This window comes from Roseateles sp. GW821-FHT09B06 (genome assembly GCF_059418245.1).
The window spans coordinates 15,994-35,089 of the sequence record NZ_JBWKPM010000033.1; the positions used below are offsets into that span (position 1 = coordinate 15,994).

17 protein-coding genes and 2 tRNA genes are annotated in these 19,096 nt (G+C 68.7%); 10 read left to right on the forward strand and 9 right to left on the reverse strand.

Going from position 1 to position 19,096, the window contains the following annotated elements; all coding sequences use genetic code 11:
* Window position 1 precedes the first annotated feature (1 nt).
* Window positions 2-78 (forward strand) — tRNA-Met (locus tag AC07OQ_RS21285).
* A gap of 73 nt (window positions 79-151) precedes the next feature.
* A tRNA-Met gene (locus tag AC07OQ_RS21290) sits at window positions 152-228 on the forward strand.
* Window positions 229-299: 71 nt separating this feature from the next.
* Here AC07OQ_RS21290 and AC07OQ_RS21295 read toward each other — a convergent pair.
* From AC07OQ_RS21295 to AC07OQ_RS21315, 5 genes are all read right to left on the reverse strand, one after another.
* Window positions 300-1,364: a tartrate dehydrogenase gene (locus AC07OQ_RS21295; RefSeq protein ID WP_495055136.1), complete on the reverse strand. Its 1,065-nt coding sequence runs from the start codon at window positions 1,362-1,364 to the stop codon at window positions 300-302.
* A 21-nt stretch (window positions 1,365-1,385) separates the two neighbouring features.
* The gene (hpaI, locus tag AC07OQ_RS21300; protein WP_495055137.1) at window positions 1,386-2,180 is read right to left on the reverse strand and encodes a 4-hydroxy-2-oxoheptanedioate aldolase; all 795 of its coding nucleotides are present in this window, start codon (window positions 2,178-2,180) and stop codon (window positions 1,386-1,388) included.
* 13 nt (window positions 2,181-2,193) lie between these two features.
* Window positions 2,194-3,675 (reverse strand): NAD-dependent succinate-semialdehyde dehydrogenase, encoded by a 1,482-nt coding sequence (locus AC07OQ_RS21305; RefSeq protein WP_495055138.1) that lies wholly within the window; start codon window positions 3,673-3,675, stop codon window positions 2,194-2,196.
* Between the two features lie 127 nt (window positions 3,676-3,802).
* Window positions 3,803-5,332, reverse strand: coding sequence for a UxaA family hydrolase (locus AC07OQ_RS21310; protein ID WP_495055139.1), 1,530 nt, complete (start codon window positions 5,330-5,332; stop codon window positions 3,803-3,805).
* 115 nt (window positions 5,333-5,447) lie between these two features.
* Window positions 5,448-6,440, reverse strand: a complete 993-nt coding sequence (locus AC07OQ_RS21315; protein WP_495055140.1) for a tripartite tricarboxylate transporter substrate binding protein — start codon at window positions 6,438-6,440, stop codon at window positions 5,448-5,450.
* Between the two features lie 126 nt (window positions 6,441-6,566).
* Between AC07OQ_RS21315 and AC07OQ_RS21320 the strand changes: the two genes are divergently transcribed.
* From AC07OQ_RS21320 to AC07OQ_RS21345, 6 genes are all read left to right on the forward strand, one after another.
* Window positions 6,567-7,499 carry a LysR substrate-binding domain-containing protein gene (locus AC07OQ_RS21320; RefSeq protein ID WP_495055141.1) on the forward strand — a complete coding sequence of 311 codons (933 nt, stop codon included), beginning with the start codon at window positions 6,567-6,569 and terminating at the stop codon, window positions 7,497-7,499.
* Between the two features lie 65 nt (window positions 7,500-7,564).
* Entirely contained in the window at window positions 7,565-7,921 is a 357-nt protein-coding gene (locus AC07OQ_RS21325; RefSeq protein ID WP_495055142.1) for a (2Fe-2S) ferredoxin domain-containing protein, read from the forward strand.
* 7 nt (window positions 7,922-7,928) lie between these two features.
* The gene (locus AC07OQ_RS21330; protein ID WP_495055143.1) at window positions 7,929-8,546 is read left to right on the forward strand and encodes an alpha/beta hydrolase; all 618 of its coding nucleotides are present in this window, start codon (window positions 7,929-7,931) and stop codon (window positions 8,544-8,546) included.
* A 45-nt stretch (window positions 8,547-8,591) separates the two neighbouring features.
* The gene (locus tag AC07OQ_RS21335) at window positions 8,592-9,743 is read left to right on the forward strand and encodes a D-alanyl-D-alanine carboxypeptidase family protein (protein WP_495055144.1); all 1,152 of its coding nucleotides are present in this window, start codon (window positions 8,592-8,594) and stop codon (window positions 9,741-9,743) included.
* Window positions 9,744-9,775: 32 nt separating this feature from the next.
* The gene (locus AC07OQ_RS21340) at window positions 9,776-10,654 is read left to right on the forward strand and encodes a D-amino acid aminotransferase (RefSeq protein ID WP_495055145.1); all 879 of its coding nucleotides are present in this window, start codon (window positions 9,776-9,778) and stop codon (window positions 10,652-10,654) included.
* 15 nt (window positions 10,655-10,669) lie between these two features.
* Window positions 10,670-10,945, forward strand: a complete 276-nt coding sequence (locus AC07OQ_RS21345) for a DUF493 family protein (protein ID WP_495055146.1) — start codon at window positions 10,670-10,672, stop codon at window positions 10,943-10,945.
* A gap of 10 nt (window positions 10,946-10,955) precedes the next feature.
* Here the strand turns inward: AC07OQ_RS21345 and AC07OQ_RS21350 are convergent, their stop codons facing one another.
* The 3 genes from AC07OQ_RS21350 to AC07OQ_RS21360 all read right to left on the reverse strand — a co-directional run bounded on the left by AC07OQ_RS21350 (window position 10,956) and on the right by AC07OQ_RS21360 (window position 13,884).
* On the reverse strand, window positions 10,956-12,251 hold the full coding sequence (locus AC07OQ_RS21350) for a leucine-rich repeat-containing protein kinase family protein (protein WP_495055147.1): 1,296 nt from the start codon (window positions 12,249-12,251) through the stop codon (window positions 10,956-10,958).
* Window positions 12,252-12,477: 226 nt separating this feature from the next.
* Complete coding sequence (locus tag AC07OQ_RS21355) at window positions 12,478-13,056, reverse strand: hypothetical protein (protein ID WP_495055148.1); 579 nt, start codon at window positions 13,054-13,056, stop codon at window positions 12,478-12,480.
* A 177-nt stretch (window positions 13,057-13,233) separates the two neighbouring features.
* Window positions 13,234-13,884 (reverse strand): tetratricopeptide repeat protein, encoded by a 651-nt coding sequence (locus AC07OQ_RS21360; protein WP_495055149.1) that lies wholly within the window; start codon window positions 13,882-13,884, stop codon window positions 13,234-13,236.
* Window positions 13,885-13,956: 72 nt separating this feature from the next.
* Here AC07OQ_RS21360 and lipB point away from each other — a divergent pair, with 72 nt between their 5' ends.
* Both lipB and lipA read left to right on the forward strand, forming a co-directional pair.
* Entirely contained in the window at window positions 13,957-14,625 is a 669-nt protein-coding gene (lipB, locus tag AC07OQ_RS21365; RefSeq protein ID WP_495055150.1) for a lipoyl(octanoyl) transferase LipB, read from the forward strand.
* Window positions 14,626-14,646: 21 nt separating this feature from the next.
* Window positions 14,647-15,642, forward strand: a complete 996-nt coding sequence (gene lipA / locus AC07OQ_RS21370) for a lipoyl synthase (RefSeq protein ID WP_495055151.1) — start codon at window positions 14,647-14,649, stop codon at window positions 15,640-15,642.
* A 97-nt stretch (window positions 15,643-15,739) separates the two neighbouring features.
* On the opposite strand, the gene AC07OQ_RS21375 is transcribed toward lipA, so the two are convergent.
* A complete protein-coding gene (locus AC07OQ_RS21375) occupies window positions 15,740-18,916 on the reverse strand; it encodes a di-heme oxidoredictase family protein (RefSeq protein WP_495055152.1) in 3,177 nt (1,058 codons plus the stop codon).
* Between the last annotated feature and the right edge of the window lie 180 nt (window positions 18,917-19,096).

Here is a 19,096-nt window from a genome sequence, read left to right on the forward strand (position 1 = left end):
TCGCGGGGTGGAGCAGTCTGGTAGCTCGTTGGGCTCATAACCCAAAGGTCGTAGGTTCAAATCCTGCCCCCGCAACCAGCAGAATTCGGAACTTCGGTTCACAATAAAGCCGCTCACCAGTCGGGCGGCTTTTTTGTTCGATCAGATCAGTCGCGGGGTGGAGCAGTCTGGTAGCTCGTTGGGCTCATAACCCAAAGGTCGTAGGTTCAAATCCTGCCCCCGCAACCATCAAGAGAAACGCCCTCGCATCGCGAGGGCGTTTTGCTTTGTGCGACCGCAGAGCTTGCTGCCGCCTCCGCTCAGATCAGCTTCGCCAGCGCCTCGCCCATCTCGGTGGTGGAGGCCTGGCCACCCAGGTCCCGCGTGCGCGGCCCCTCGACCAGCACGGTCTCGACGGCCTTCAGGATCGCGTCATGCGCGGCGCGCTCGCCCAGGAAGTCCAGCATCAGCGCCGCCGACCAGATCATCGCCACCGGGTTGGCGATGTTCTGCCCATAGATGTCCGGCGCCGAACCATGCACCGGCTCGAACAGCGAGGGGAACTTGCGCTCCGGGTTCAGGTTGGCCGAGGGGGCCAGCCCGATCGTGCCGGTGGTGGCCGGGCCCAGGTCCGAGAGGATGTCGCCGAACAGGTTGGAGGCGACGACCACGTCAAAGCGCCCCGGCTGCAGCACGAAGCGCGCGCTCAGGATGTCGATATGCTGCTTGTCCACCGTGACCTCGGGATAGCCCTGGCTCACCGCATCGGCGCGCCCGTCCCACCAGGGCATCGAGATCGCGATGCCGTTGCTCTTGGTGGCCACGGTCAGGTGCTTGCGGGCTCGGCTGTCGGCCAGCTCGAAGGCGTACTTCAGCACCCGGTCGGCGCCGAAGCGCGAGTAGACCGATTCCTGGATCACGATCTCGCGCTCGGTGCCGGCATACATCACGCCGCCCAGGTTCGTGTACTCGCCCTCGGTGTTCTCGCGCACGACGAAGTAGTCGATCTCGCCGGCCTTCCTCCCGGCCAGCGGGCAGGGCACGCCGTCAAAGAGGCGCACCGGGCGCAGATTGATGTACTGGTCGAACTCGCGGCGGAACTTCAGCAGCGAACCCCACAGCGAGACATGGTCGGGCACGGTGGCCGGCCAGCCCACCGCGCCGAACAGGATCGCGTCCATGCCCTCGAGTTGGGCCTTCCAGTCCTCGGGCATCATCGCGCCGGTCCGGGCGTAGTAGTCGCAGCTGGCCCATTCGATCTCCGTCAGCTCCAGCTTGAAGCCGAAGCGCTCGGAGGCCGCCCGCAGCGCGCGCAGGCCCTCCGGCATCACTTCCTTGCCGATCCCGTCTCCGGGGATCACCGCGATCTTGTAGGTCTTGCTCATTGGTCTTGCTTCCTTGTTTGATCAGTAGGCGGCGCCCGGGCCGGCCGGCAGCGCTTCGCTGAGGCCGAATTCGACGGCCAGGCGCCGGCTCGCCTGGGCCAGCAGGGTCACGTCGATGCCGACCGCGACGAAGCGGGCTCCGAGCTCCAGGTAACGCCGCGCTGCCGCGATATCGCCGGTCAGCGTGCCGGCGGCCTTGCCGCTGGCCGCAATGGTTCTAATGGCCCGCTCGATCGCGGCCTGTACCTCCGGGTGGCTCGGTTGGCCGCGGCGCCCCATCGAAGCGGCCAGATCGGCCGGGCCGATGAAGACGCCGTCGACGCCGTCCACCGCACAGATGGCCTCCAGGTTCTTCAGTGCGGTCACGGTCTCCGCCTGCACCAGCAGGCAGACCTCGTCATTGGCTTCGTCCAGGTAGTTCTTGCGGGCGCTCCAGCGCGAGGCGCGGGCGATCGCCGAGCCCACGCCGCGCACCCCCTGGGGCGGATAGCGGCAGGCCGACACCAGGGCCTGTGCCTGCTCGGGCGTGTCCACCATCGGCACCAGGAGGGTCTGGGCGCCGATGTCCAGCAACTGCTTGATCAGCGCGGTCTCGCCCTGCACCGCGCGCACCACCGGATGCGCCGGATAGGCCGCCACCGCCTGCAGGTGGGCCAGGGTCGAGCGCACATCGTTGGGCGCGTGCTCGCCGTCTATCAGCAGCCATTGGAAGCCGGCCGTCGCGCAGATTTCGGCGCTGTAGGACTGGGCCATCGACAGCCACAGACCGATCTGCGGCTCGCCGCGCTGCAGCGCGGCCTTGAAGGAGTTGCTCATGGTGATGGTCTGCTCAGGCCAGGCTGCCCTGACACAGATATTTGGTGTGCATGTAGTCATCCAGCCCATGGCGCGAACCCTCGCGGCCATAGCCCGATTCCTTGACGCCGCCGAAGGGCGCGGCCTCCGCGGCCACCGCACCTTCGTTGATGCCGACGATACCCGTTTCCAGCGCCGCCGCGACGCGATGGATGCGCTGTACGCCCAGCGAGTAGAAATAGGCGGCCAGGCCGAAGGGCGTGTCATTGGCGAGGCGGATCGCCTCGTCCTCGGTCCGGAAGCGGAACAGCGGCACCACGGGGCCGAAGGTTTCCTCGCAGCACACCAGAGCTGCGTTCGAGGGCTCGGCCAGCACGGTGGGTGCCACGTAGTTGGGCCCCAGCGCCTCGCGCACGCGTGTGCCGCCGACCAGCAGCCGTGCGCCCTGGGCCACCGCGTCGGTGATGTGCAGCAGGATCTTCTCGACCGCGCGTTCGTTGATCATCGGCCCGATCTGCGCATCGGCCTCGGTGGCCGGGCCGACCTTCAGCGCGCTCACCCGCGCCGCCAGCCTGTCGGCGAAGGCCTCGAACACACCGTCCTGCACATAGACCCGGTTCGGGCAGACGCAGGTCTGGCCGCCGTTGCGGAACTTCGCCGCCATCAGTCCCGCCACCGCGGCGTCGATGTCGGCATCGTCGAAGACGATGAAGGGGGCGTTGCCGCCCAGCTCCAGCGACAGCTTCTTCAAGGTGGCGGCCGACTCGCGTGCCAGGTGCTTGCCCACCGGCGTCGAACCGGTGAAGCTGATCTTGCGCACGCGGGCATCTTTCAACCACTCGTCGACCACGGCCGGCGTCTGCTCGCGCGAGGCGCAGACGATGTTCAGCACACCCGCCGGCACGCCGGCCAGCTCGGCCAGGCGCACGAAGGCCAGCGCGGTCAGCGGCGTGTCCTCGGCGGGTTTGGCCACGACGGTGCAGCCGGCCGCCAGCGCCGGCGCGATCTTGCGCGCGATCATCGCGGCCGGGAAGTTCCAGGGCGTGATCACGGCGACCACGCCCACCGGCTCCTTGATCGTCAGCATCTGCCGATCCGCGACCGGCGCCGCGATCACGTCGCCGCAGATGCGCACCGCCTCCTCGGCGAACCACTCGACATAGCCGGCCGCATACAGCACCTCGCCCTTGCCCTCGGTCAAGGGCTTGCCCTGCTCGCGCGAGATCAGCCGGCCCAGGTCCTCCTGGTGCTCGCTGATCAAGGCCAGCCAGCGCTTCAGAATCTGCGCGCGCGCCTTGGCCGGCGTGGCGCGCCAGGCCGGGAAGGCGGCCTGCGCGGCATCGGCGGCGGCCTGCGCGTCGGCGGCCGTGCTGTCGGGCACCTCGGCGATCCGGCACTGGTCGGCCGGGTTCGTGACCGGCAGGGTATGGCCGGAGGCGGCGTCGCGCCAGGCGCCGGCGATGAAATTCTGCGTGCGCAGCAGGTCGCTGTCGCGCAGGGTCAGGTCATTGCTCATCCATTCCTCTTGAAACAGGTCGTCGCAGCGGCGCGGTCCCACCGAGCGAAGCGCGCGGATCCGGCTCTGCCGGTCCGTCGGGCGTGCCCCCTCGAGGGGGCGCGCGCAGCGCGTAGGGGGTGGGCCATCAGCTCACGATTCCAAGGTGCCAGGGCACGAACTCATGGTCGCCCAGGCCCAGCTTCTCGCTGCAGGTCGCCTCGCCCGAGGCCACGCGAAGGATGTGCTGGAAGATCTCCTGGCCCATCTGCTGGATGTCCAAGGTACCGTCGATCACCTGGCCGCAGTTGATGTCCATGTCCTCGGCGAGGCGCTGGTACATCGGCGTGTTGGAGGCCAGCTTGATGGTCGGCGCCGGCTTGGAGCCGAACATCGAGCCGCGGCCGGTGGTGAAGCAGATCACGTTGGCGCCGCTGGCAATCTGGCCGGTGGTGGCCACCGGGTCGTAGCCGGGCGAATCCATGAAGACGAAACCGCGCTCGGTGATCGGCTCGGCATATTCATAGACCTGGCGCAGCGGCGTGGTGCCGGCCTTCATCGCCGAGCCCAGCGACTTCTCGACGATGTTCGCCAGGCCGCCGGCCTGGTTGCCCGGACCGACGACGCCATTGAACTGGCCGTTGTGGCCGGCCGTGTAGCGCTTCCACCAGTCCAGCCGCGCCAGCAGCTTGCGGCCGACTTCCTCGCTGACCGCGCGGCGCGTCAGCAGATGCTCGACGCCATGGATCTCGGGCGTCTCCGACAGGATCGCGGTGCCGCCATGCGCGACCAGGATGTCCATTGCAGCGCCCAGCGCGGGATTCGCGCTGATGCCCGAGAAGCCGTCCGAGCCGCCGCATTCCAGACCGATCTTCAGATGGCTGGCCGAGACCGGCTCGCGCCGGATGTCATTGGCGCGCGGCAGCATTTCCTCGACCGCTTTGACGCCTGCCGCGATGGTGGCGCGCGTGCCGCCGGTCTGCTGCATCACGAAGCTCTTCAGCTGCAGGCCCTCGTCCAGCCCCTGCGAGGCCATCAGCTCCGGCACCTGGTTGCGCTCACAGCCCAGGCCCACGACGATCACGCCGCCCAGGTTCGGGTGGCGCGCATAGCCGGCCAGGGTGCGGCGCAGCACGTCGAAATGCTCACTGGGCGAGGACATGCCGCAGCCGCTGGTCTGCGCGAAGGCAACGACGCCATCGACGTTCGGATAGGCGGCCAGCCGCGCCGGCGTGAACCACTCGGCTACCTTGTGGATCACGGTGGACGAGCAGTTCACCGAGGCGATCAGGCCGATGTAGTTGCGCGTGGCGATGCGGCCGTCTGCCCGCTTGATGCCCATGAAGGTGGCGCGCTCGCCCTCCGGCAGCAGCGCCACGGGCCTCTGGTCGGTGCCGAACTCGTAGTCGTAGCCGTCGCGCTCCTCGTGGCGGATGTTGTGCGTGTGCAGGTACTCGCCGGCCTCCAGCGCGCGCGCCGCGAAGCCGATCACGGTGTCGTACTTCAGGATCGCCTCGCCCGCCGCGATGGCGCGGGCGGCAATCTTGTGGCCGGCCGGCACCTGGGCGCGGGCCTTGGCCGCAAGGCCCGGCAGGGCCTCGCCCAGCGCGATCGCGCGGCGCGCGATCAGCACATTGTCCCGCTCGTGCAGGCGGATCAGCGGTACATCGTGTGGCATAGGTTTCTCAATGGCGATGACTGTGTTCCCAAGCGCGCACCGCGGAACCGGCTTTGCCGGGCCGCTGGTGCGGCCCCATGAGGGGGCGCGCGAAGCGCGTAGGGGGTGAATCAAATCAGCCCTTGGCCAGCAGCTCGCGCAGCTTGAGTTTCTCGATCAGGATCTTCTCCTTCTGCATGGTCTGGGCCACGTATTTTTCATAGTCCGGGCCGTCCAGATACATCAGCGGCGCGTCGATCTTGTCGCAGGCCGCCGCGAACTCGGGGCTGGCCGCGGCCAGTCTGAAGGCGGCACGCAGCCGGGCAAGAATGGCCGGCTCCAGGCCCTTGGGCCCGCCGATGCCATTGGGCGCATCGACGACGACCGGGAATCCCTGCTCGCTGACCGTGGGCACCTCCTTGAAGTCGGCGGTGCGCTTCTCGCCGAGCGTGCCCAGCAGGCGCAGCTTGCCGGCCTGCACATGGGGCGCCCAGGAGCTGGAATCGATCAGCAGGTTCACCTCGCCGCTCAGCACGCCCTGCAAGGCCGGCGCGCCGCCCTTGTAGGGGATGTGCAGCATCTCGATGCCGGCCGCCTGGGCGAATTCCTCCATGCCCACATGGGTGGCACCGGCCACGCCGGCGCTGGCATAGGTCAGCTTGCCGGGATTGGCGCGGGCATGGGCGACCAGCTCCTTGATGTTCTTCCAGGGCGCTTCGGCCTGGCAGACGATGCCGAAGGTCTGGCCCGAGACGCGCGCGATATAGCTGAGGTCCTTCAGCGGATCCAGCGGCACGCTGCCCAGCTGCGAGAAGCGCGCCACCGAGATCGGGATCTGGCCGATCGTGTAGCCGTCGGCCTTGGCCGCGGCCATGCTGCGCAGGCCCAGCATGCCGGAGGCGCCGGCCTTGTTGTCGACGATGATGGTCTGGCCCAACTGCTTGGCCGCGACAGCGCACAGCGCGCGCATCGTCATGTCGGCCGTGCCGCCGGCCGGCCAGGGGCAGATGAAGGTGATGGGGCGCTCCGGATAGCCGGCGGCCAGGGCACGGCCAGCGGGCAGGGCCAGGCCGGCGGCAGCGCCCAGGGTGCCGAGGACGAACTGGCGGCGGCTGGATCTCATCGTCATGGTGCTTGTCTCCTGTGGATCTTGTGATCTGGCTGGTCCCGATTGTTGGCGGTCTTATCATGGCGATCCAATGAAGAAACGGACTGTCTTCTTGCCGAATATGGCATGTAGGCCGCAAAGCAGGACATGAGCAAGATCGACCGCGTGCTGCGTTCCAACCTGAAGCTGCGCCATCTGCAGCTGCTGGTGGCGCTGGACCAGTTCCGCCATCTGGGCCGCGCCGCCGAGTTCCTGTCGCTGAGCCAGCCGGCCGTCTCCAAGACCCTGGCCGAGATCGAGCGCTTGTTCGACCTCGACCTGTTCCTGCGCTCCACCCGCGGCACCGAGCCCACGGCCTACGGCCTGGCGGTGGTGCGCTTCGCGCGCTCGGTGCTGGCCGACTACGAGCGCACGCGCGACGAGATCGACGCGGTGGCCAGCGGCGCGGCCGGGCGCAGCAGCGTCGGTGCGATGGTGGTGGCCACGCCGGTGCTGCTGGCGCGCGCGGTCGAGATGCTGAAGGAGCGCTCGGCCCAGACCACGGTGGCGATCGAAGAGGGCGACCTGACCCGCCTGCTGCCGCGCCTGCGGGTCGGCGAGCTGGACCTGTTCGTCGGCCGGCTGGAGCCCGGCTACGCGGCGCCGGACCTGGAGATGGAGCCGCTGTACGAGGAGCCGATGTGCATCGTCGCGCCGCCCGACCATGCGCTGGCGCGCAAGCCGCGGCTGCGCTGGGCCGAACTGGCCGCGGCGCCCTGGGTGATGCCGCCGCCCTGGGCCTCGTCGCGCATCAAGCTGCACCAGCAGTTCTACAGGAACGGCGTCAACCCGCCGGCCGACATCGTCGAGTCGGCCTCCTTTCTGGTGACCCTGAACTTCATGCAGCAGCGCGCGGCGCTGGGCTTCTGGGCTCGCTCGGTGGCGCGGCACTTCGAGCGCCAGGGCCTGGTGAAGGTCCTGAAGATCGCGGTGGACATCGAACTGCCGCCGGTGGGCATCATCACGATGCGCGGCCGCCTGCGCACGCCCGCCAGCGAGCAGCTGATCGACTGCCTGCGCCGCTGCGCCGCAAAGCTCTGACACGCAATGGGCCCGCATCGCGGGGCCCGCGGGCGGCGCAGGCGTTAGGATCGGGGTATACGCCGATGGCCTGCGGCGAGCTCCGAAAAACACCCGTGTCCTACTACAAGCATCACATCTTTTTCTGCCTGAATCAGCGCGACAGCGGCGAGAACGCCTGCGCGCAGCATGACGCGCAGGCGAGCTTCGACCATTGCAAGTCCCGGGTCAAGAAGCTGGGCCTGGCCGGCCCGGGGGGCGTGCGCGTCAACAAGGCGGGCTGCCTGGACCGCTGTGCCGGCGGGCCGGTGGCCGTGGTCTACCCGGACGAGACCTGGTACACCTTCGTGGACCAGAGCGACATCGACGAGATCGTCGAGCAGCACCTGCAGCAGGGCCGCGTGGTCGAGCGCCTGCTGCTGCCCGCCAACGTTGGACGGTGAGCGGCGCATGAATTCGCAGACCGAAAAGCTGCTGATCGACGGACCGGCCGGCGCCCTGGAATGCGCGGTCGACCAGCCCGCGGGCGCGCGGCCGCTGCGCGGCGTCGCGGTGATCTGCCATCCGAATCCGACCCAGGGCGGCACGATGGACAACAAGGTCGTGCAGACCCTGGCGCGTGCCTTCGTGCAACTGGGCTACCGCGCGGTGCGCTTCAACTTCCGCGGCATCGGCAGGTCCGAGGGCGGCTGGGACGAGGGCCGCGGCGAGGTGGACGACGCGCTGGCCGTGATCGCCCGGCACCGCGAGGCGGGGCTGCCCCTGGTGCTGGCCGGCTTCTCCTTCGGCGGCTATGTGGCCTCGCGCGTGGCCGCCCGCCTGCCCGAGGGCGAGCGCGCCGAGCGCCTGGCCCTGGTGGGCCCGGCGGCCAGCCGTTTCGACATGGCGCCGGTGCCGGCCGACACCCTGGTGGTGCATGGCGAGGTGGACGACGTGGTACCGCTCGCCGCCGTGCTGGACTGGGCGCGGCCGCAGGCCCTGCCGGTGACCGTGGTGCCCGGCGTCGGCCATTTCTTCCACGGGCAGCTGCTGCTGCTCAAGGACATCGTCGTGCGCGGCTGGCATTGAGCCCGCGCGCCCCAGCGTTCCCTATTTTTTCCTGAAGCAGTTCCGATGAAGCGATTGATTGCCTTTGCCCTGGCCGCGGCCAGCGCCCTCAACACCTTTGCGCAGGCTCCGCAGCCGCCCGAGACCGCGGCGCGCAACTACCTGCTGCTCGACATCACCGCCAACAAGGTGCTGGCCGAGCGCGAGGCCGATGTACCGCAGGATCCGGCCTCGCTGACCAAGCTGATGACGGCCTATATCGTCTTCGACGCGCTGAAGGCCAAGCGCCTGACCCTGGAGCAGCCGCTCACCATCTCCAAGCGCGCCTGGGACGAGCGCAAGGGCGATCCCTCGCTGATGTTCATCGACACGACCATGACGCCCAAGGTCGACGAGCTGCTGCGCGGCATGATCATCCAGTCCGGCAACGACGCCTCGGTGGCGCTGGCCGAGGGCGTGGGCGGCTCGGTCGAGCAGTTCGTCGCGATGATGAACCGCCAGGCCCAGGCCTGGGGCCTGAAGAACACCGAGTTCAAGAACGTCACCGGCATCACCGAGCCGGGCCACCGGAGTTCGGCGCGCGACATGGCCATCATCGCCTCGCGCATCATCATCGACTTCCCCGAGTACTACGCCAACTACTACTCGCAGCGCGACTACACCTTCAACAAGATCAAGCAGTACAACCGCAACCTGCTCTTGGGCCGCGATCCCAGCGTCGACGGCATGAAGACCGGCTTCACCGACGCCGCCGGCTACTGCCTGGTGGCCAGCGCGCAGCGCGAGTTCCCGAACGGCAAGCGCCGCCTGCTCAGCGTGGTGATGGGCACCTCGTCCAAGGAGGCGCGCGCCAGCGAGAGCCAGAAGCTCTTGAACTGGGGCTACAGCGCCTTCGATGCGGTGCGCCTGTTCGACAAGGACCAGGCCGTCTCCAACGTGCCGGTCTGGAAGGGCGCCATGCCCGAGGCCAAGCTGGGCGCGGCCGGTGCCGTCTACATCGCCGTGCCGCGCGGCGAGGGCGGCAAGCTGCAGACCAAGGTCGAGCGCACCGATCCGCTGGTCGCGCCCCTGGCCAAGGGCCAGCGCGTCGGCACCCTGAAGGTGACGACGGCCGCCGGCACGCCGGTGGCCGAGGTGCCCCTGGTGGTGCAGGAGGCGGTGCCGCTGGCCGGCATCTTCGGCCGCGCCTGGGATGCGATCCGCCTGTGGATCAAGTGATTTATGCTGGCAAACCGGCCCAGGAGATCCGCATGAACAACGCCCTACCCGATGTGCAGTGCTATCTGAACGGCGAATACGCCCCGGTGGCCGAGGCCAAGATCTCGGTGCTGGACCGCGGCTTCATCTTCGGCGATGGCGTCTATGAGATGGTGCCGGTCTACGGCCGGCGCCTGTTCCGCTTCAACGAGCATATGGACCGGCTGGACCGCAGCCTGGCCAAGCTGCGCATTCCCAATCCGCTGGGCCGCGAGCAATGGCTGGCGGTGGCGCGCCAGCTGATCGACGGCGTGGCGGCCGAGGATCAATGGGTCTACTTCCAGATCACGCGCGGCGTGGCGCCGCGCAACCACGTGATGCCCAAGGAATGCACGCCGACGGCCTTCTCCTTCAGCGTCGCGGCCAAGCTGCCCACGGCCGAGGAGCGCCACCATGGCGTAGCCTGCGTGACGGCGCGCGACTTCCGCTGGGAGCGTGGCGACATCAAGAGCGTCTCGCTGCTGGGCAATGTGCTGGCGCGCCAGATCTCGGCCGATGCCGGGGCGCTGGAGACCATCATGTTCCGCGACGGCCATCTGACCGAGGCCTCCTCGTCGAATGTCTGGATCGTCAAGGAGGGCGCGCTGCTGGGCGTGCCCAAGAGCGAGCAGGTGCTGGAGGGCATCCGCGTCGAGCTGCTGCGCGAACTCTGCGAGGACTGCGGCATCGGCTACAACCTGCGCCCGATCGCCGAGGCCGAGGTGTTCTCGGCCGACGAGGTCATCATCAGCTCGGCCACCAAGGAGATCCTGCCGGTGACCCTGCTGGACCGCGAGCCGGTCGGCCATGGCGCGCTGCGCGGCAAGCCCGGCCCGGTCTATGCGCGCCTCCACGAGGCCTACCAGCGCGCCAAGCAGCTGCAGTCGATCTGAGCGGGAGGACCAGCCATGCGTGAGATTCCTCCCGAAGAATCGCTGATCGAGTATCCGTCGCGCTTTCCGATCAAGGTGATGGGCGCCCATGTCGAGGGCTTCGTCGAGGCCATCGCCAGCGTGGCGCGCCAGTTCGACCCGGCGTTCGATGCCGCCACGATCGAGCGCCGCCCCAGCAAGGCCGGCAACTACCTGGGCCTGACCATCACCGTCACGGCCACCAGCCGCGAGCAGCTCGACGAGCTCTACCGCACGCTGAGCACGCACCCGATGGTCAAGGTGGTGCTGTAAGCGGACCGCGCTACGCCAGCGCCCGCGCGATCGCCGCGAACAGCGGCCGGTGCGCGGGCGTTTCCACGAGACAGGCGCGCATCAGCGCCGGGATCTCGTCGGGCACCGGGCCATCGCAGCGCGCCAACAGCTCCTCCAGCAGACAGCCGAAGGCGCGCACCTCGACGCGCTGCAGGGCCTGGGCCTGCGGGTCGTCCGGCGCGAACAGCGTGGCCGCGCCGAAGTCGCCCAGATAGGCCATGCCCCGCGGCCCGTGCAGGGTGTTGTGGGCATAGAGGTCGCCATGCGTGATGCCGCGCGCGTGCAGCTGCGCCACCGCCGCGGCGATGCCGCCGGCCAGGCGCCGCAGCGCGATGCCGTCGAAGCGCGTGTCCGGCGCATAGACGTCGCGCGTGCAGGAATCCAGGCTGGGCGGCCCGGCCAGCGCGCGGAACTCCGGCCCGACCAGGGGCATCACCAGGCCCTCGGCGCCGGCCGGGTGGCCGGCGATGCGGCCCTGCACCGGGATCAGGTGCGCATGCCGGCCGGCCGCCAGCCAGGCCGCCATCTCGCTGCGCGGCCAGCCGTCGCTGGTGACCTCGCCCTTGAACAGCTTCAGGGCCAGCGGCGCGCCGCGGTGCTCGGCGCGGTGGATCACGCCGGAGGCGCCCTCGCCGAGCTTTTCATGCAGGCGCAGCTCCGGCCAGGCCAGGCTTGGTGTGGGCGTGCCGGCCAGAGCGGCTTGCTCCAAGGCCTCGCCCAGGGGATTGCCGGCAAAAGCCAGCCAGGCCAGCCGCGGCATCACGGGTAGCCAGTCGGGCAGGGCTTCGAGCCGGTTGGCCGAAACGCGCAGCAACTCCAGTGCGGTGCATTGCGCCAGCTCGGCCGGCAACGCGCACAGCCGGTTGCCGGCCAGCGCCAGCTTCTGCAGGCGCGGGCAACGGCCGATCTCGGGCGGCAGGGCCTCGATCTCGTTGTCGGTCAGGATCAGCCAGCGCAGCCGTGGCGGCAGGGCCGCGGCGCTCAGCGTGCGGATGCTGTTGCTCTTGAAGCCCACCATCTCCAGCCGCGTGCAGCGGCCCAGCACGGCGGGCAGCTCGGTGAAGCGGTTGCCGGAGGCGAACAGGATGCGCAGCCTGTGCAGGCGCGGCAGCTCCTCCGGCAGGCTGTCCAGCGCATTGCCGGACAGGTCGAGGATCTCCAGCGTGTCGGCCAGCTCATCATCAAAGATCTCGGGCGGGAAGGCCGTCAGGCCGCAGCCGTTCAGGTTCAGGCGCGCGATGCCGCGCAGCGCGCCGCTGCGCAGTTGGTCGAGGGTGTGGGACACGCGGGGAAGAGTGAGCGAGGGAAAGAAAATGACAGTGGATCGGCCGGGATTGTCGCCTTGTGGGCTCGGGCCGTGCGCGCGTGACCCGGCTCGTGAGTGGCCCAGCCGGTGCGCACCGATCAGAGGTCGCAACGCGGTGACTATTGTCCTTGGGCTCGGCGCTCAGCGCGTTGCAAGTGATGGGCGAGTGGATGCTTCAGGCTGAGCGCGGGCTGCCAGGAGTCGGTTACTGCGGAAAGAGCCGATCTACTTCAGCACAATGCTCCAAGGACGGCGCGGCGCGGCCACTGCCGCGGATCAATCGAAATGCCGCGGCCCGCGCCTGTGCACGTTCCTTCGCATTGAGGTTGGAGGCAAGGGCTTCGACTCCTTCGTGGAGCCGGTGGGCTTGAGGTAGGTCTGTCGAAATGAACTCGATCAGTTCGTTTAGGGTTGCGGCGCCTGGGGGAAGGCTTTGCATGAGTTCCTGCGCCACGATGATCTTGCGCCTTTCATCGAATCTTCCAACGACCTGGCGGGCAAACGCGATGACAGTTAAAGCGACCGTAGCGCAAGGGAGCAACGCAACAGACGGCGGTACGGGCCTCCCCGGAAGGATGAGTGCGAATAGCTCGGCAACAGTCAATTGCTGCCCGCTACGAAGGCATACCGCCGATGCGATAGATGTCCAGCGGAACGTCCGATTTTCCTCACGAAGATGGCAGAAGGCATCGAAGCTTCGGTCGTCTGCGAAACCGGCGATGGGATCCACCCGGCGAGAAGTCAGCTCGCCAGAATCGCTACGGTATTCGATCTGAAAGCCCATGGGTGTGACCCTTTGCCGTTAGAGTGAGCATGCCCGCAATGGCAACCGTAGGCATGATGACCGCTTTTGTCGCAACGCGAACACCCAGGCTACAACACCTGCACCCGACTGCGGTACTTTGATGACTCACCCGTCGCTGCACGCAGCACCGACGCCCACCTCCCGAGCGGCTCCCGCTCACGCCCCGCCCAGCCGCCCCTCCAACTCCTTGAGCTTGGCCGGGGCGGCCTCGTCGCCATTGCGTGCCGCGATGTCGTACCAGTAGCGCGCCAGGCGCAGGTCGAGGCCCACGCCCAGCCCCTTCTCGTACATCGAGGCGATCAGGTACTGTGCGCCGACATCGCCGCCCTTGGCCGCCTCGCGGTACCAGTGGGCGGCCTGGCCCATGTTCTTCGCCAGGCCGCGGCCCAGGTAGTAGGCGGTGGCCAACTGCACCTGGCCGTCGACGCTGCCCTGGCTGGCGGCCAGCCCGTACCAATGGGCCGCCTGGCGCAGGTCGGGCCGGCCCTGCAGGCCCTGCTCGTGCCATTGGCCCAGGGCCAACTGGGCGCGCACCAGGCGCTGGCCCGCGGCGCGTTCCAGCAGGCGCCGGGCCTCGGCGAGGTCGGGCTTGGGCAGTTCGCCGCGGATATGCATCATCGCCAGGTTGTAGTCGCCCAGCGGCAGGCCCTGGCGCGACAGCTCGGCAAAGCCCCGCGCCGCCTGGTCCAGGCGACCGGCCTCGTAGGCCTGCAGCGCATCGTCCAGCGGGGTGGCGAGGGCGGGGCCGCACAGCAGGGCCAGCAGCAGGGGCAGCGGGAGCAGGGACGGGAATGGTTTTTTGATCATGGCGGGATCCTGAGCCAAGCTGAGTCGCCTTGGCACGGCAAGGCCTTACAGCCCGACGCTACCATTGCGCCCATGATTGTGAAGACCCTGGGCCGGGTGGATTACGCGGCCACCCTGCAGGCGATGCGCGCATTCACCGAGGCGCGCGGGCCCGACACCGAGGACGAGCTCTGGCTTTGTGAGCATGCGCCCACCTACACGCAAGGCCTGGCCGGGCAAGCCGGTCATGTGCTGAACCCGCAGGGCATACCGGTGATCCAGACGAATCGCGGCGGGCAGGTGACCTATCACGGCCCGGGTCAGGTGGTGGCCTATCCGCTGGTCGACCTGAAGCGCCTGGGCATCTTCGTCAAGGAATATGTGTTCCGGCTCGAAACGGCCGTGATCCAGACCCTGGACGGCTATGGCATCACCGGCCATCGCGTCGCGGGCGCGCCGGGCATCTATGTGCGCCTGGACGAGCCCGGCGCGCATGCGGCGCTGAGCGGCCCGGCCGATCCGAGCGATCCCTTCAAGGGCCTGGGCAAGATCGCCGCTTTGGGCATCAAGGTCAGCCGCCATTGCACCTACCACGGCGCCGCGCTGAACGTCGCGATGGACCTGGCGCCCTTTCACGGCATCAACCCCTGCGGCTACGCCGGGCTCGCCACGGTGGACCTCGCTAGAATTGGGGTTTCTGCTGACTGGCCCGAGGTGGCCCGGCGATTCGGCGAGCGGCTGCAGGCCCAGCTGACGCGCTGAACTCGATATAAAAGAGCTGCCATGGCAACCGAGAACGTCATTCATCAGGCCCAGGACGCCGCCGACTACGACGCGTCCGCCAAGCAAAAGGCCCAGGCCAAGACCGCGCGCATCCCGATCAAGATCGTGCCGGCCGAGACCCTGAAGAAGCCGGACTGGATCCGCGTCAAGGCCGGTTCGCCCAGCACCCGCTTCTACGAGATCAAGCAGATCCTGCGCGAGCACAAGCTGCACACGGTCTGCGAGGAAGCCTCCTGCCCGAACATCGGCGAATGCTTCGGCAAGGGCACGGCCACCTTCATGATCATGGGCGACAAGTGCACGCGCCGCTGCCCCTTCTGCGACGTGGGCCATGGCCGCCCCGATCCGCTGGACGTGGACGAGCCGCTGAACCTGGCCAAGACCATCGCGGCGCTGAAGCTCAGCTATGTGGTGATCACCAGCGTCGACCGCGACGATCTGCGCGACGGCGGCGCCGGCCATTTCGCCGAATGCATCCGCCAGGTGCGCGAACTGAGCCCCGCGACCCAGATCGAGGTGCTGGTGCCCGATTTCCGCGGCCGCATGGACCGCGCGCTGGACATCCTGAAGGCCGCGCCGCCGGACGTGATGAACCACAACCTTGAAACCGCGCCGCGCCTGTACAAGGAAGCGCGCCCGGGTTCGGACTACCAGTTCAGCCTGAACCTCTTGAAGCGCTTCAAGGAAGAAGTGCCGGGCGTGCCGACCAAGAGCGGCATCATGGTGGGCCTGGGCGAGACCGACGAGGAGATCCTCCAGGTCATGCGCGACATGCGCGCCCACAACATCGACATGCTGACCGTCGGGCAGTACCTGGCGCCCTCGGGCCACCACCTGCCGGTGCGCCGCTATGTGCATCCCGACACCTTCAAGATGATCGAGGCCGAGGCCTACAAGATGGGCTTCACGCATGCCGCCGTCGGCGCGATGGTGCGCTCCAGCTACCACGCCGACCAGCAGGCGCATGCCGCCGCCGAGCGCGCCGCCGCCGTCTAGGCTCGATACCCCATAAAGAGAAAACCGCGCCGGCCGTGAGGCCCGCGCGGTTTTTTCTTGGCTTGCAGCGCAGCGGCCCGGCGGCCGCCTGCGCTCGTTACAGCGACCTCAGGAAGGCCAGCAGGGCCTCGCGGTCGGCGGCCGACAGCTTCTCGAAGCGCTGGCGCGAGCGCTCGCCCTCGCCGCCGTGCCACATGATGGCCTCGGTCAGGGTGCGGGCGCGGCCGTCATGCAGATAGCCAACCTTGGCGTCGCCGCCCTGGACCTTGGCCGTGTAGCCGATGCCCCACAGCGGCGCGGTGCGCCACATCGAGCCGCTGGCGTTGCCTTCGGCGAAGTTGTCCGCCAGCTCCGATCCCATGTCGTGCAGCAGCAGGTCGGTGAACGGGCGGATGGTCTGGTCGCGCAGCTCGGCGAAGGGATGGTTCTTGCCGGTCTTCATGGTCGCGGTGTGGCAGGCCACGCAGCGCAGCGTGTCGAAGACGCGCTGACCGATCGCGACCTGGGCCGGGTCGACGCGATGCTCGTCCAGCGGCGCCACCCCCTTGGGGAAGCCGCTGGCCTGGCTGCGTTGCGCCGGCACGGCCACCAGGGCCATGTAACGGGTCAGCGACACCAGGTCGGCCTCGGCGATGCCCGGCTGCGCCGGCGCATTGCGGCAGCCCGCGGGATCAGCGCTGCACTGGCGGCTCGGGTAGATCGGCGAGGTCACCGACATGTCCTGCAGCAGGGCCGAGGCGGCCTGGTGACGCAGGCTGACCTTGGAGGCCTTCCAGCCGAAACGGCCCAGGCGTGCGGCGCCGGTCTCGGGGTCATGCACGAAATTGGCCTGACCCTTGATGCCGTCTTCGTCCGGCTGGCTGCGCACCCGCGCCAGGATGTCGGCCTCCGGCACCGCCTCCAGCAGGCCGGCGCCGAGCATCGGCTGCGCGCTGCGCATCGAGTACAGCTGCGGCACCGGGCCGTCGAAGGCCAGCTTGGGCCTGCGCAGCTCCACCTGCGTGCCGTCGGCCAGACGCACGCTGCGGGTCTCGAAACCGGCCACGCGCACCGCATTGCCCCAGTCCTGCGGCGCACCGCTGGCGGTGCGCGCATTCATCTGGATGGAGCTGCCATAGCGCGGGTGCGGGCGTTGCTTGCCGTCCGCATCCAGGATGCCGGCGCGCACCGACATCGTGTCCAGACGCTGGTTCAGCGCCGCGGGCGCGGGGCTGCGACCGTTGTTGGTGTGGCACTGGACGCAGGCCGACTGGTTGAACTGCATGCCTGCCAGGCCGGCGATCGCGCCGAGGCGATCGTTGCCCGGCTCGGAATGCTCGCCGGTGATGAAGCTGCTGTGGATCAGGCGGCGGCCTTCGACAAAGCGCTGCATGTTCTGCATGCCCACGTTGTTGGGCGGCTGCTGGAACATCCGGCTGCCTTCGTCGGAGTAGTTGTAGGACACCGAGCCGATGCCGCCCGACAGGGTCTCCGTCGGCAGCGGCGCGGAGTTCAGGCGCGGCTGCACGCCGTACCAGGGCACCAGCCCCTTGCCGACCACATAGGTCCACTCGTTGGCGTAGTAGCGGATGCCGCCGTCGTCGCCCTTGGCCAGCATGGCTTCCTTGGTCGTGAACATCGACGGCGCCATCTCGATCACGTCGCCGACCGCCAGCGGACGGGCCGCCACGCTCTGGCCGTTCGGGAAGCCGTTGGCGTCCAGCGCGCCATGGCCGGGGTAGTCCTTGATCAGCACCGTGCAGCCGCCGTTGCCCAACTGGCCGTTGGCCGGGTAGGCCAGCGGCGCGCAGTTGCCGGGCTTGAGCAGTTCACCGTTGTTCATCCAGCCGTAGCCGGTCACGCCGACGCGGTCGATGGCGCGGAAGAAGGCGGTGCCACCGGGCAGGAAGTCGACGCTGTTGTACTGGTTGACCGTGATCACCGGCTTGGTCACGCCGGCAACGCGGCTGTTGTCGATGATCTCCATGCCCCAGGTGCGGTTCTTGAAGTACTGCGGCACGAAGAGCAGATAGGCGCCCGGTCCCTTGTCCACCGGCGCACCGGTGACGGGGTCGACGGTCTCGTTGGGGCCGTAGCCGATCTCGTTCCATTCCTCGCCGCGCTCGCGGCCATGGCGGCCCACGGCGCGGGCGCCGAAGCGGGTCACCAGGGTGCCATCGGACAGCGTGAACTGCAGCGACTCCAGCGGCTCCTGCGGCTGGTGCAGCGGCTGCGGCTCCACGCCGGTCAGGGGCGAGGCGTAGGGTGTGGTGGCCAGCAAGGGCAGGGTGTTGTCCGTGCCCTGCGAGCGGATCTCGACCTCGAACAGCGAGTAGCCGTAGTTGGTGGCGCGCTTGACGCCCTGCAGGCGCAGGTAGCGGGCCGAGACGCCAAGGTTGAGGAACTCCTCGGTGCCGCCCTTGCCCTCGGTCACGCGGCGCAGCAGGGACCAGTTCTGGCCGTCGTCCGAGATCTGGATCTCATATTCCTTGCCGTAGGCGTTCTCCCAGACCAGCTTCAGCGAGCCGACGGCCTTCTTGCCGCCCAGGTCGAACTGGATCCAGGCCTTGTCGTCGGCCGTGCTGGCCCAGCGCGAACCCAGATCGCCATCGATCGCCTTGGCGGCGTTCAGGCCGCCGTTCTCCACGGCGGAGGAGGTCGCCGCCGCCGGCGTGAGGCGCACGCTGGGCTGGCTCGGATCCGGCACGGGATCGGGCTCGGCCGGCGGCAGCTCGGGCGCGGCGCTGCCGCTGAAAGCCTGGATCTCGAAGATCGAATAGCCGTAGGGCGAGGAGCGCCGCAGACCCTGCATGCGCAGATAGCGGCCGCGGCCGGACAGGCCCTCGAGGTTCTCGACGCCGCCGGCGCTGTCGCCCACGCTGCGCAGCGTGGTCCATTGCGCGCCATCCTCGGAGATCTGCAGCTCGTAGCTCTGCGCGTGTGCATTCTCCCAATGGATCTGCACGCGGTTGATCGTGACGAGCTGCCCGTAGTCCAGGGTCAGGTGTTGCGCGTCGGAGAAGGCACTGCTCCAGCGCGTCGCGGCGTCGCCGTCGACCGCCTTCTCGCCGCCGAGGTCGCCGCGCTCCATCGAGCTGGCGCTGGCGGAGACCGGCCGCAGCGCCGTCTCGATATCGCCGGCCGCCTGAATGCGCGCCGACGGAGCGTCGGCGACCGCGTTGTCGGTCCCCCCGCCGCCGCCGCCGCAGGCGGTCAGCAAGGCCGTCAGCAGCGGCAGCCATAGCAGGCCCCGCCGCTGATCTTGCTTGTGAGTTTGGTGTCCCTTGTTGTGCATGGCACTCTCTCCTTGGCGCTTTTTGTTGCCGATCACCCCCCTAGAGTGAGGGGGGCGGCGGATTCTTGCGTCGAGAGTGCCGACCGGGTTGTCTTAGTCGTAAGCAGTCGTTAAATCCGGGCCGCCGGTGTTGGCCGCGCGCCTCGATCCGGGCCGATCGGGCGGTAGGCGCGCATTCGG